The organism is Paenibacillus silagei, assembly GCF_017874735.1.
GTDB lineage: Bacteria > Bacillota > Bacilli > Paenibacillales > Paenibacillaceae > Paenibacillus_AQ > Paenibacillus_AQ silagei.
This window is the reverse complement of the sequence record NZ_JAGGLV010000009.1, coordinates 91,722-105,406: the sequence shown is the minus strand read 5'-3', so window position 1 is coordinate 105,406 and position 13,685 is coordinate 91,722. Positions and strand designations below refer to the sequence as shown.

Here is a 13,685-nt window from a genome sequence, read left to right as displayed (position 1 = left end):
ATATAATAAAAATGTAAAAAATAAAATGCCATATTGATTGGAGAATCAAACATGAACAACAAGAAGAAATGGACGATTTATGTGATTCATCATTCTCATACGGATATTGGCTACACCGAGCGGCAAGAGAAGATCGAGCAATATCACGTGGACTTTATCAGGCAGGCCATTGCGATCTGCGAGGCGGCTCAGACGGAAGACCGTAAGGAATGGGCGGGCTTTAAATGGACCTGCGAAACCTTCTGGGCCGTGGAGAAGTTTCTGGAGGAAGCCACGGAACAGGAAAAGGAACAATTTGCAGCCGCGCTCAGACGCGGGGATATTGAGCTGTCGGGCACCTACTTGAATATGACGGAACTGATCAATTTCGAGCTGCTCAGCAGTATGCTTGCAAGGGCGGGGAACTTCGCCCGGCCGCTGGGGCTTCAGGTGAAGTCGGCCATGACCGCGGATATTAACGGATACAGCTGGGGTTATGCACAGGCTCTGGCAGATGCAGGAGTCGAGAATTTGCTGTCCAGTATCCACACGCATCACGGGATGTTTGCCATCGGGCGCAAGCAATTCCCCTTTTATTGGGAGACACCCAAAGGCAACCGCCTGCTGGTATGGAGCGGCGAGCATTACATGATGGGGAATGATCTGGGGATCAATCCGGATGGGGCATTATCTTATACCATAAAAGACGAAGACCCGGTATGGGGGATCTCTAAAGATCACTGGAAGCTGGCCGAGACCCGGATTGCCCGCTATCTGGATCAGCTGGAGAAGGAGCAGTATCCCTACGATTTTGTATTGGTCAATGTCATGGGGCTGCTGCGGGATAACTCGGCGCCGAACCCCGGAATCATAACCTTCATCAAGGAATGGAATGAGAAGCACGGGGACCGTGTTGAGCTTGAAATGACAACGCTTAACCGGTACTTCGACCTGTTGCGGAAGCAGGAGGCCGAGATTCCTGTCTATAGCGGGGACTGGCCGGACTGGTGGTCCGATGGCGTGGCATCAACCGCGATGCACACCCAGATCTTCAGGAATGCCCAGCGGACCCTGGACGTCGTCAAGCGGCTGGACCCGGAGCGCAAGCTGGCGGTGTCAAGCGATATGGCCCAGGCAGAGCAGCAGTTAATGATGTATGCCGAGCATACCTGGGGATATCACTCCTCCATCTCGGAGCCCTGGCACATCATGGTGCAGGAGCTGGCCGTCCGCAAAGAGGCGTATGCCGCCAATGCCAGCAGACTGGTTCATGCCTCGCTGGATGCGGTACTGAAGGCGCGGGGCGATGTGCTGCTGCGGGCTGACCGGGCATTCACCTATAAAGTAATCAATTCCTTCGATTCCCCCGTTGAGGATATGGCTCATTTCTATCTCGAGGAGCAGTGGGAAGCGGATTATTTCCGGCAGGGGCTCGAGGTGGTCGATGAGCAGAGTGGAGAAGTGGTCCACCATCAGCAGGAGAAGGTAAGCAGAGGATACCAGATTGCGGTCATGGTCAAGCTGGGCGCAAAGGAAGAGAAGCGGTTCCGTATCCGGGAAGCCTCGAAGACCGTCCCGGTGACGACGAGCAGCACCCGCTTGCGGGGAGCCGACCGGATTCATGATATCCGGGATATCTTCCCTCCTGTGCAGGAGGAGACCCCCCGGCTGTTCATCACGGAGAATCATATTGAATCGCCTTACGTACGTATTGCGTGGAGAGCCGGAGAAGGCATCGTCTCCTGGATCGATAAGCAAACCGGCCGGGAATTCATTGATCCCCGTCAGGCTCACGGAGCCTTCACTCCGGTGTATGAAGTGACCCCCGGCGGCGGTGACGACCAGATGACCGTGCGTAGAATCATGGGCAGGAACCGCAAAGGTATGAATGTTCAGCGGTCGGAGGGGCTCCTCTCAGGCGTGAAGGAAATAACGAATGGCCCGGTGTATGGCATCATTGAATTGAAATATCAGGTTCAAGGGATGAGCCACTATTCATTATTCCTGAAGGTGTTCAAGGACCGGAAGAGAGTCGATGTCTCTGTCCGCATCCACAAGGATAGTGTGTGGGACCCGGAGAATGTGTACGTCGCCCTCCCCTTTAGTGCAGGCGGCAGCAGTGAGCTGTGGTTCGAGAAGGCCGGGGCTGTCCTAAGGCCGGGAGTAGATCAGATCCCAGGCACCTGTACGGATTTCTATTGTATTCAGGAAGGGCTTGCGGTTATATCCCCTCAAGGCGGGCTGTCCATTGCGGCCCCGGATACGCCGCTGATGCAGACCGGGCCTTTGGAATACGGCCCAAGACTCGTGCAGGGCCAACAGGAAGAGAACGGCCATACCTCGTTATACGCCTGGGTGCTGACCAATTACTGGGAGACGAACTTCAAGGCGACCCTCGGGGGATTCTACGAATTCCGGTATATGCTGCAATGGGGAAGCGAAGCGGATACGGCAGAACAAGCTATTCAGTTGTGCCACAGTGCCAATGCAGGCACGGTTGCATTCAGAACCACATAAATTCCGGCGGGCTTAAGAAGGGCTGAATCTTTTATAGAGAAGCCCTTTTTTTGAAATATAAGAAATTATATGTTTCACACCATAACTTATCCTTCTATTTCTCGCTGAAACGGTGCCGTCCCTAATAGGACGGCATAGCTGTTTCCACTTGTTAAAAAAGGGAGGCGTGCGCTGTGTACCGTATTCTGATTGTGGATGATGAACGTATTGAGCGGGAAGGCATTCAGCACTTAATCCGGGAACACCATCCGGGACTGGAAACGTTCCTGGCGGAGAATGGCGAGATTGCGCTGGAGATCCTCGGGAAGCACAAGATCGATATTCTGATTACGGATATCAAGATGCCCTTTATGGACGGGCTGGAATTGTCTGAGAAGGTCAGCAGCCTGGGCCTGGATATTGAAATGATCATCTTCAGCGCTTACCATGAGTTTGAATATGCAAGAAGAGCCTTGCGGACCAACATATCGAATTATTTGCTGAAGCCGGTTCATATCCCGGAGTTTCTCAGTGTGGTGAGCGAGGCGGTCCAGGCCTGTGAAGACAAAGCGGCCGAGAAAATGCGGAACGAACAGCTGGTGGAGGGGTATAACCGGGGACTTCTGTATGAGAAGGAAAAAATGCTGCTGGACTCTCTAAACGGAGTGAAAATAAATACGGAGGCATGGATGTCCCCGGAGCTGCTGGAATATGTCCAGCACATGCATTGGCTGCATATGATTCTGGTGGATTGCCGCCGGAAGTTTTTTGATATTCACAATGATGAATTCATTAGGCTGTTACACGATAACCTCAGCTACGCCTTCGATTATGTGAACTTGAGCGAGCATCAAAGTATGCTGTTCGTCAAGCACCCCCGCCCCATCCCCAAAGAGACGCTGCGCATGCTTGGAGATGGGATCATCCGCGCCGCCGCCGGGAGCCTGGATCTGAATGTGGGTCTGGTGATCGGGAGAGCGGTGAATCAGCCGGCACAGTTATATGATGCCTATACCGAGATGGAGCAGATGCTGGAATTCAAGTTTTTCATGGATGAGTATACCCTTCTATTTGCCGATGAACCCTTTGAGCAAGCGGGCTTTGATGAGATCGAATTGAATCCGATTCTGGATAAGGTCTACCAGTGTCTGGAGTATAACGATTTTACCGGTGCGAAATACAGTATAGAGCTGCTGTTTACCTACCTGAGAACCAAGGGGCAATTCTCGTCCCTGTACACCAAGTTCATCTGTTCGGAAATTATGAAAAAGGTGGTGACGAGAGAGAGAGACCATGAGCCTGCGGAAATGAATCATTACTTGGACCAGATTCATAAGACCGTTTCCCTCCAGGATCTGAAGGATCATATGTTTGCGATCCTGTCCCTCATGGAAACCGGCAGCGGAGTGAGCCCCAAGAAGGCCGCCAATCTTAAGCTGATCCGGACCATTACAGATGTAATCGACAAGGAATACGATCAGGATCTCTCTTTGGAGGGCATCGCGGAGAGGGTCTATTTGACCCCCAGTTATCTGAGTTATTTGTTCAAGAAGGAGACGGGCCAAAGTCTCATCCGGTACATCACGCAGGTGAGAATGGACAAAGCCGTTGAGCTGCTGAATACAACGAATATGAAGATCGTCGATATCTATAAGAAGCTGGGCTACAGAAGCTCGACCTATTTTATCCAGACCTTTCGTAATTACCATGGAGTCACTCCGGCCAGGTTCAGGGAAGGCTCTCCGTAGGGTAGTGCCCTCACCATGATCCAACTATTTCTCGCTGGCACGATACCGGAAATAGTTGGATTGTGTACACTTGCTGATGGACGATGGAACCCTGCGGCGGCAACAGTTGTATAAACAGCACTTAAATTATCCGATTTCACCCCAAGCAGCGAAAACGCACAATAGCAGATGTAGTTTATCCACTTGCTTCCGTACATCCCCCGGAAATGGTCAATTTAAGATACGTATTTCCACTTGTGATCCTAAGCTGGACGGGTTCAACGACGAAGCGCACGGCGAAGCTAGCCGCGAAGCACACGGCAAAAGCACATGGTCAAGCTTGCGGCGAAGCTCGCCGCGAAGCTCATGACGAAGCAATGCCGATGCCCCGCCTATCCCTCGCTGAACATCCGGGCAATGCCCCGGAAGGTATACGCGAGTACATGCTCCGCCGTGCGGACCGTCAAGGCGGGGGAGCATGACCTCTGCAAGCGGTTCAGCAAGGCAGGCCCGAACAGGTCATGGCTTCGGGAGATTTGCCCGCCCAGCATGATGAAATCCGGCCGGTAACCATCCACGTAAGGCTGGAGCAGCTCCCCGAGCCGGGCTCCGAATCCGGCGAATACCCCGCGCGCGGCAGCATTCCCCTCTCTGGCTTCATGGGCAAGCTCCTTCACATCCATGTTCGCTCCCGGAAGCCCAGCCTCCCCAATCCCCGCTTCACGGGCCAGCTTCAGGATGCCTCTCCTGGAGAACCAGTCATCCGCCCTGCCGTCACGATAAGGCTGGTCATAGAGCCAGCCGTTCGCCGGGATGCCCGGACCAGACTCCATGATCCGGGAGCTGTCGATGAAGGCGGAGCCGAGCCCGGTGCCGAGCGTCAAGGCTATGAACCGCTCACGCGGGAATTCGGCGCTGACTCCCAGCGCAAACAGGCGGGCGTCATTCTCAAAGCGGATATCCATGTCCGGTAGCGTGCTGGCCTCCCCGGAGCTGCCAGCGTGCCAGCGTGCGCGTAAGGCTTGGCCCAGATTCAGCCCGTAGATAGTCTCGAATTTGCCAAGCCCCCGGATCAGACAGATCCCCTGCCTGTAATCGAACGGGCCGGGAAAAGCCATCCCGATATGATAGCGGCAGTCCGTTACAGCGTCCCGGTGCCGGTGCTGATACAGGTTGTACTGGGCCTGAAAGATGGATATGAAATGGTCAAGGATCGTATCCCGGTCCCGGTCAGCCAGGGCGGGGAATTCCATGTCACTGCCTTGCAGCGGAAGGCCGTCCTCCAGCACGCAGGTCTTAATAAAGGTTCCGCCCACATCCAGCGCGAGTACAATATCACGGCTCAAGGAGACTCACATCCCATGCTGCGGAGACACCGGCCTTGATCAGCTTGCAGGGGCCGGAACCGGTATTGACGATGGTGTATTCCCCTAGTACAGCCGGGAGAATATACGATTCCGCATAATGCAGCTCCACAAACACCGCCTCGTCCGCAGCAGACACAATCCGCACCGCCTCTCCTTCAACGAGGTTATACATGGTCATTTCGCCGCGCGTATCGTCTTTCCAGGTATCCTTCAGATGAACACGGTGGACATAGAACAGCAGATCGCTGCGCTGTCCCAGCACATACTCTTCATTCTCCCCTTGCTGCTGCAGAAGCACCGGCGAAGGCATGAGCTGCTCTTCAACCCGGGCGGTCTTCTGCGTGAAGTCAATATTGTCGAAGGCGAAGTCGATATTGATCGGCCGGGGTTTGCCGTCCAGGTCCTTGCGCAGAAAATCATAGATTTTGAAGGTGAACCACCAGGTGGTAGAGGAGATCTCCAGCACCAGATTGTCTTTGCCTGCGGAATGAACGGTTCCGGGCGGGATCAGGAATAGCTCGCCCTTCCGGGACGCATAACGGTTGACATAATCGGTCAGCGGCAGAGGGATGCCCGTCTCCTGAGCCTTCTGCACCTCATGGCGGAACTGCTCAGGTTGGCAGTCTTCCGTCAGTCCCAGATAGACCCCGGAATCTCCCTGCTGCTCCATAATGTAATAGGATTCCTGCTGGGCCATGAATTCATTGAACCGGCTGCGGATGTAATCCTGCGTGGGGTGGACCTGGCAGGACAGATTGTCTCCGTCCATCGTGTCCAGATAGTTGAAGCGGATCGGGAAATAATCGCCGAATAAGCCGGTCAGACGTTCCCCCAGAATCGCTGGATGCTCCTGCTGCATGACCAGCAGAAACGGAATTTCCATCTCTTTGCCTTCATACCCTACAAGGATGGAATTCTCCGGGGCAATCGGCTCGAAGCTCCAGGCGCAGTTCACCCAATCCTCCGGCAGATCGGCCAGCTGTTTGAGGAATTGTCCGCCCCACACCCCCGGTGCATAAAAAGGCTTCACCCGCAGCGGTGACCCGGCAATATCTGAGATCATCCGGCGCAGGGACGGCACGGCAGTCATGACCGGCTGCTTGGGCTGATTCAGGTCGATGTAGTAGTCCATGTGATCCAGGATTTGTTTGCGGTAGGTTTCAAGAATAGGCCATTCTACGAATAGGGCGATTTTATATTTCTCCACGGCATCCCGGTTCCAGTTGAGCCCGAAATTCAGCAGCTCCTGCCGGTGGCCGGCCTGCTGGTATTCACGCGAGACATCCAGATATAAGGACAGATCGAACCGGCCCTCTCCAAGCCAGTACGCCCCCGGGCCAAAAACCAGACAGAATGCAGCCGAATCCGCACCCGGCTCTGCCTCATCCAGCCTGCGGGCGGCGTCTTCCCTGGCCCCTTCCCGGAAATAATCCTCTATACTACCATCAGTGAAATAGCCGAAGGCGCGGTTATCCGTAATATTGGCGGCAAAAAACTCCCGCAGCTCTTCGCCTGATTTGAGATAGCTGCCCGAGCCGATGAGGGACACTGAATGACCCGCTTGCTCAAGCGCATCCACTGTTTTTTGCAGAACAGTTTGAAACGGGGCGCCGTGGGTTCCGTCCAAAGCAACATACAGCTTGCCGCTTCCCTTCACGCTGGCGAGCTGAAGCAGGGTAGCGGCAATCGCTGAATAGCCTTCCCGGAGCACTGCGGGAGGAACAGCCAAGGGAATGTCCTCCTGAGGAACAGGAATGGGGCTGCGTACAAGGTTGACCGGTCGTTTAACAAACATGGGGAACTCACTCCTTCTAAGGGTCTACAACCATTGTAAGGAGTCCTTGCGGGATTATCTTTGAATACGGCGTCTGATTTTTTGTACAATCCGGACATTTGGTGTTGATTAGCTCAGGTTCTGTCTTCCGTCTGCAAACTGCGATCTGCGGAACCGGGCGGGGGAGACACCAAGCTGCTTGGTGAATACGCGGGTGAAATAGTGCACAGACTCGAAGCCGCAGCGCTCGGCGATATCTTTGATAGGGTAGTCGGTGTGCAGCAGCCAATCCTTGGCTTGTTGGATTCTTCGTTCCTGAATATAATGGACGAAAGTCTGGCCCAGGCATGCCTGGAAGATCCTCGACAGATGGCGCGGAGAGATATCCAGTTCCAGGGCCACTTGGGCCATGTGCAGCGGGGAGGACAGATTGTCGCGGATATAGCGCTTGGCCCGTTCCAAATGGCGGTGTTCCCCGCTGTCCTCCTTCATTGTCCCGGCCTGCAGATGGGGTTCGGGGGAGAACGCCTGCGGGAACGAATGCAGCAGAGCAAGCGCCAGATGATTCATCGGCAGCCTGGACACACCCGCTTCGCTCTCGGCCAGGCTGAAGAGTGTCCGCCAGATTCGGGCAGAGAGTGCGGCAGCTTCATGCGGGGCTATGGCCTGCCTTCCGGCGGCGAGTTCCTGAAACGGCTTGCGGCCGTCCGCAGAGCTTAAGGCTTCGTCAATTTCGAAGGCGATGAAGAACAGGACCAGCCCCTGCTCACTGCGGATCTGATGCCAGATGCCCGGACGCGAGCAGAACAGGGTTCCCGGCTCCAGGGGGAAGAGCGCATCGTCATCCTGGTAGGAGCCGGTGCCTTGCTGAACATAACAGACTTCAAAAAAAGAATGGCGGTGCAGGGAATTATTATAATGATTCGGCATGAAGCCCCAGTAATGAATATGAAATGAGGTTTGTCCGTCCCCGATATTTGAGATATGCTGATTCAAAAGTGCATTGGCTTTGCGGTACGCCAGGCGCATGGCGGGACCTCCTCATGGTGTAGGCTTCAATGAAATGATAACGTTTGCTTATGATTCTATCAGACATCAGGAGGGAACTCTATGTTTACCATATTGATCGTGGATGATGAGAAAATTGAACGGGACGGCATCCGGGGGCTGATCGCTGACATGAACTACGAGCTGCGGGTTGCCGAAGCGGAGAACGGGGAGAAGGCGCTGGAGTATCTTCGTCTGAACCCGGTGGACATCCTGCTCACAGATATCAAAATGCCCTTCATGGGCGGTCTGGAGCTGGCGGAGCAGGCAAGCCTGGCGCAGCCCTCCCTGGAAATTATTATCTACAGTGCTTACGGGGATTTTGACTATGCCCGCCGGGCGCTCTATACCAATGCTTCCAGCTATCTGCTGAAGCCGATTGATATTGAGGAGTTCGCCGGGGTGATGTCAGGCGTGATACAGAAATGCACGGATAAGGCCACCCAGCAGCGCCGCACTGCCGAGATGATGCAGGGGTATCAAAAGGGCCTGGAGTATGAGAGGGAGAAGTGGCTGACCGATGTGCTGAACGGGGTTCAGGTGATCGCGGATGATGCCGCCCTGCCGTTCGGAGGGCAGCCGGCCGCTCTGCTGCTGATTGATTTCAAGGAGCGTTTCTTTGACCGCAGCTACGAGGCATTTGAACAAGCGGCAGAGCAGCTTACAGCCGGTGAATATGAGCTGCTGAACCTGAATGAATATCAAAGTGTGCTTATGGTCCCTTGCCCAGGCAGCGGCGGACAGAAGAGGATCAGGGAGATGAGTGAAGCGCTGGCGGAGCGGATCGCGGAACGCTTTTACCGGTATTGCTGCATCGTATACAGCCCCGTGATCTCCGATTGGCAGGAGATTTCGGCGTGTTATGAGCAGATGGAGCAGACGCTGGACTACAAATTCTTTTTTGAAGATACGGTGGTACTGTTTGCCGGAGATGATCTGGCGGGCCGTGTCCCGGAGCTTGTCAGCACCGAGACGCTGATGGCGGATATCAACCAATTCATTAACCATGGGGAATATGCAGGCGCAGCCAAAAGCATTGAGCTTCTGTTCAGCCACTTGAGCCGGAACGGCGGATCTTCTGCAATCTATGTTAAGTATCTCTGTTCGGACCTGGTGCGGAATGCGTTTGAACAATCAGCCCGCAGGCAGAAAGCGGATTTCCAGCAAACGGTAGAGCGTATCTTCAAAAGCGATTCGATTCTCGGGGTGAAGCAAGTGCTGCTGCAGGCGCTCTCGGAAATAGAACCGGACAACGGCGCTCCCGATGAGAGCAAACGCTATATTGTCCAGCAGGTCATCCGGATTGTGGAGAAGGATTTCAGGGAGGATATCAGTCTGGAGGTCATCGCCGGGCGCGTATCGCTTAATCCCAGCTACCTGAGCCATTTATTCAAGAAAGAAACGGGGCAGAGCCTGATCAAATTCATTACTCAGCAGCGTCTGGAACGGGCAAGGCATTTATTGGACAGCACCAATATGAAAATCGTCGATATCGCTGAACATGCCGGCTACTGGAGCTCCTCCTACTTCTGCCAGACCTTTAAAAAATATTACGGCATCAGTCCGCAGAAATATCGTGAAATACTGGACGAATAATAGTACGAATTATTGGAGAGCACCTGCGGGTGCTTTTTACTTCCAAATTAATTGACGCGTATCCAAAGAATTTGGGATTTCGCTCCCTTCCAGGCTAATTTACAATTTAACTGTAAGCATGAAAGCGTTTTATAACAAAGTTTGGGAGGGGCATCTATGAGATTGAAGAAAATTCGTGTTATGGCCTTGCTGCTGTCCATGGTAATGGTGCTGGGAGTGCTGGCGGCCTGCGGCAGCAGTCCAAAGGAGGAGAAGGTTGCTGCGCCCGCCGGCAGTGAGTCCACGAATGCCGGAGGCAATGAACCATCCGCCACCGCCAAGGAGGACGATGGACCCTTCAGCAAATATGAAGAACCCGTTACCGTGTCTCTGGGGAGACAGGGCGTATCGGGGAATAACCTGCCGGCAGGAGATACGCTGGAGAATAACAAGTATCTGAAATATGTCGAGGACCGCCTGAACGTAAAGGTGAAATACGATTTCTCGGTGGAAGACCAGGATGCATATAACCAGAAGGTTACCCTGGCGATCTCGAGCAATTCCCTGCCGGACATTCTGGTGGTGGATGAACAGCAGTTTAAGAGAATGGCCAAAGCGGGTATGCTGGCCGATCTGACCGAGTTATACGATCAATATGCCTCGCCGCTGATTAAGGATTATTACAACTCCTACACAGGAGACCGGGTGCTGAACACCGGAAGAATCGACGGCAAGCTGATGGCGCTGCCCAATACCAACATCGACGGCAATTATCAGCTCCTGTGGATACGCCAGGACTGGCTGAACAAGCTGAAGCTTGAGACGCCCCGTACCATGGATGAAGTTAAGACTGTGATCAAGGCGTTCAAGGAGCAAGACCCTGACGGTAACGGGAAAGCGGATACCGTTGGTCTGCTTGGCGATAAAAGTGTAGTCGCAGACGGAGGCTTCTTCACCTTCGATCCGATCTTCAATGCCAATCATGCCTATCCGAAGAATTGGTTCAAGGATGAGGGCGGAAACATCATCTACGGCTCCACAACGCCAGAGACCAAGCAGGCGCTCTCTGAGCTGAGAGAGATGTATGCGGACGGGTTGATTGACAAAGAGTTCTTGACCCGGAAGTATGAGGATAATGCCGGGCTGGTGTCAGGCGGCCGGGCCGGTATCCTGTTCGCCCCCTGGTTCGGAGGCTGGGCGTTGTCTGATGCAGTGAAGGCCAACCCGGAAGCGGATTGGGTGCCGCTGGCTGTGCCGCTGGACGGGGACGGCAAACGGAATATCGTGCCATCCACGCCGTCGGGAACCTTCATGGTGGTGAACAAGAAGGCGGAGCACCCCGAAGCTGCCTTGAAAATGCTCAGCGTGGAGTATGAAGGCATCCGCCTGATTGATCCGGCATCGCAGGAGCTGTATAAGGATCTGGGTGTAGGCTGGCTCAATTATCCGATTAATGTGCAGCTGGATTACCAGGATTCCCTGGCACGCGATGTTCCGATCTATGAGAAGGCGATTAAGGATAAGAAGCTGGACGATCTGCCGGCCCGCATCCTGCCGAGAGTCAAGGCGGTCTTGAAGAATAATGAGAATCCGAAAAAGGATATTCCCGCTTATGCCGATTCACTGGCCTTCTATACTGCCGCCTCCATCACCGGAGCGAAAGAAATTGTGAAGGTGGAGCCTGTGTTCTACGGCAAGACGGAAGCGATGCTTAAAAAGGGAGCCAATCTGGAAAAACTCGAAAACGAGACCTTTTTGAAAATCATTACCGGCACTTCTCCCCTTGAAGAATTCGATAAGTTCGTGGAGACCTGGAAGAGCATCGGAGGGGAAGAAATCACCAAAGAGGTGGCCGAGGCAGTTGAGTCACCATGAGAAGCAGAGCTTCTATCTGGAATTACCATCTGATGCTGCTCCCCGGCATATTGCTGCTCATAGCATTCAGTGTAGTTCCCATGTTCGGAATTGTGATTGCCTTTCAGGACTTTCAGCCTACGCTGGGCATCTTCCACTCTGAATGGGTGGGCTGGGAGAATTTTGAGTATATGTTCAGCCTGCCGGACAGCAGGCTGATTCTTGGAAACACCCTGAGCATTGCACTGATGAAAATCATTGCCGGACTGACCGTTCCATTTGTATTTGCACTGCTGTTCCATGAAGTGGCGAATATTAAATTCAAGCGTACCATCCAAACGATTGTGTACCTGCCCCATTTCATGTCCTGGGTCATTCTCTCAGGGGTGCTGATTAACCTGCTCAGTCTGGACGGCATTATCAATCAGATGATCCAGTGGTTCGGCGGCGATCCGATTATGTTCCTTCAGAGCAATCACTGGTTCCGCTTTGTGATCGTATCGAGCGATGTATGGAAGGAATTCGGCTTCAATACGATCATCTATATCGCTGCCCTGACTTCCATTAACACCAATCTGTATGAAGCAGCCGCCATTGACGGAGCAAACCGGTTCCAGCGGTTAACCAATATTACAATTCCGGGTCTGATGACCACGGTGATTCTGCTGGCGACCTTAAGCCTCGGCAATGTGCTGAATGCGGGCTTCGAGCAGATTCTCAACCTGTATAATCCGATTGTCTATGAGTCGGGGGATATCATTGATACTTATGTATACCGTTCAGGATTGCTTGAAATCCAGTATGGACTGGCAACAGCGGTAGGCCTGCTCAAATCGGTCGTAAGCTTTGTGCTGATTGCCGCTTCCTATGGTCTGGCTGCCCGGTTTGCCAACTACCGTATTTTCTGACAGAGGTGATTTGCTGTGATCCGTGGAACCAGCCGGACTGTTGATATTGTGATTTATTGTATTCTAACCGTGATTGCTTTTCTCTCCTTGGCCCCTGTACTGAATACCTTGGCTATTTCGTTCAGCGGCAAGGTGGCGGCCATGTCGGGTCAGGTCTTCTTCTGGCCGGTTGATTTCAATCTGGAGGCCTATAAGTCGGTCATCAGTGACCGGAGCTTCTTCACTTCCTTTGGCGTATCTGTGAAAAGGGTGCTGCTCGGAGGAGCCATCAATCTGCTGGTTACGGTGCTGATGGCCTATCCTTTATCGAAATCGAACAAACATTTTCCGGGCAGAAATATCTATATGTGGTTCGTTATCTTCTGTATGCTGTTCAACGGCGGGCTAATCCCGTGGTATATGACGATCAATACGTACGGGCTGCTCGATTCCATCTGGGCGCTTGTGCTGCCTACCGCCGTTCCGGTATTTAATGTGATTCTGCTGATGAACTTCTTCAAGGGCGTTCCGAAGGAGCTGGAGGAGGCTGCCGGGATGGACGGGGCGGGGGCGTGGAGAACGCTGGTGACGATTTATATCCCCATCTCCCTGCCCTCACTGGCGACAGTCACCCTGTTCTCGGTCGTCGGTCACTGGAATGCGTTTTTTGACGGGATGATCCTGATGAACCACAAGGAGAATTGGCCGCTGCAAACGTATATCCAGCAATTGATTATCAGCGTGAATTCGATCATGAACACCACCGATCCGGAAGAGATTAAGCGTCTGTCGAATATGTCGAGCCAGCTGCTCAATGCGGCCAAGGTGATGGTCTCGATGATTCCAATCATGCTGATCTATCCGTTTCTGCAGCGGTATTTCGTCAGTGGAATCGTGCTCGGTGCCGTCAAAGAGTAAGCGTAAACTGCATGTAAGCGGGTGTCCCGTAAGCCGGAAACGGCTGGGGACACCCCTTTGT

The 13,685-nt window shown here is 53.4% G+C and carries 9 protein-coding genes; 6 read left to right on the top strand and 3 right to left on the bottom strand.

Annotated features, from left to right (window positions below):
• Positions 1-51: 51 nt before the first annotated feature.
• A complete protein-coding gene (locus J2Z70_RS15220; protein WP_209874405.1) occupies positions 52-2,496 on the top strand; it encodes a glycoside hydrolase family 38 N-terminal domain-containing protein in 2,445 nt (814 codons plus the stop codon).
• 173 nt (positions 2,497-2,669) lie between these two features.
• The gene (locus J2Z70_RS15215; protein WP_209874403.1) at positions 2,670-4,223 is read left to right on the top strand and encodes a response regulator transcription factor; all 1,554 of its coding nucleotides are present in this window, start codon (positions 2,670-2,672) and stop codon (positions 4,221-4,223) included.
• Positions 4,224-4,594: 371 nt separating this feature from the next.
• On the opposite strand, the gene J2Z70_RS15210 is transcribed toward J2Z70_RS15215, so the two are convergent.
• The 3 genes from J2Z70_RS15210 to J2Z70_RS15200 all read right to left on the bottom strand — a co-directional run bounded on the left by J2Z70_RS15210 (position 4,595) and on the right by J2Z70_RS15200 (position 8,372).
• Positions 4,595-5,548 (bottom strand): ROK family protein, encoded by a 954-nt coding sequence (locus J2Z70_RS15210; protein ID WP_209874400.1) that lies wholly within the window; start codon positions 5,546-5,548, stop codon positions 4,595-4,597.
• Positions 5,538-7,364: a class I mannose-6-phosphate isomerase gene (locus J2Z70_RS15205; RefSeq protein WP_209874397.1), complete on the bottom strand. Its 1,827-nt coding sequence runs from the start codon at positions 7,362-7,364 to the stop codon at positions 5,538-5,540. Before J2Z70_RS15205 ends, J2Z70_RS15210 begins: the two co-directional genes overlap by 11 nt.
• 108 nt (positions 7,365-7,472) lie before the next feature.
• Positions 7,473-8,372, bottom strand: coding sequence for an AraC family transcriptional regulator (locus tag J2Z70_RS15200; RefSeq protein ID WP_209874395.1), 900 nt, complete (start codon positions 8,370-8,372; stop codon positions 7,473-7,475).
• A gap of 81 nt (positions 8,373-8,453) precedes the next feature.
• On the opposite strand from J2Z70_RS15200, the gene J2Z70_RS15195 reads away from it, so the two are divergent.
• The 4 genes from J2Z70_RS15195 to J2Z70_RS15180 all read left to right on the top strand — a co-directional run bounded on the left by J2Z70_RS15195 (position 8,454) and on the right by J2Z70_RS15180 (position 13,624).
• A complete protein-coding gene (locus J2Z70_RS15195; RefSeq protein ID WP_209874392.1) occupies positions 8,454-9,986 on the top strand; it encodes a response regulator in 1,533 nt (510 codons plus the stop codon).
• Positions 9,987-10,142: 156 nt separating this feature from the next.
• A complete protein-coding gene (locus J2Z70_RS15190) occupies positions 10,143-11,840 on the top strand; it encodes an extracellular solute-binding protein (protein ID WP_209874389.1) in 1,698 nt (565 codons plus the stop codon).
• A complete protein-coding gene (locus J2Z70_RS15185; protein ID WP_036725300.1) occupies positions 11,837-12,727 on the top strand; it encodes an ABC transporter permease in 891 nt (296 codons plus the stop codon). Before J2Z70_RS15190 ends, J2Z70_RS15185 begins: the two co-directional genes overlap by 4 nt.
• A 15-nt stretch (positions 12,728-12,742) precedes the next feature.
• On the top strand, positions 12,743-13,624 hold the full coding sequence (locus tag J2Z70_RS15180) for a carbohydrate ABC transporter permease (protein WP_209874386.1): 882 nt from the start codon (positions 12,743-12,745) through the stop codon (positions 13,622-13,624).
• Positions 13,625-13,685 lie beyond the last annotated feature (61 nt).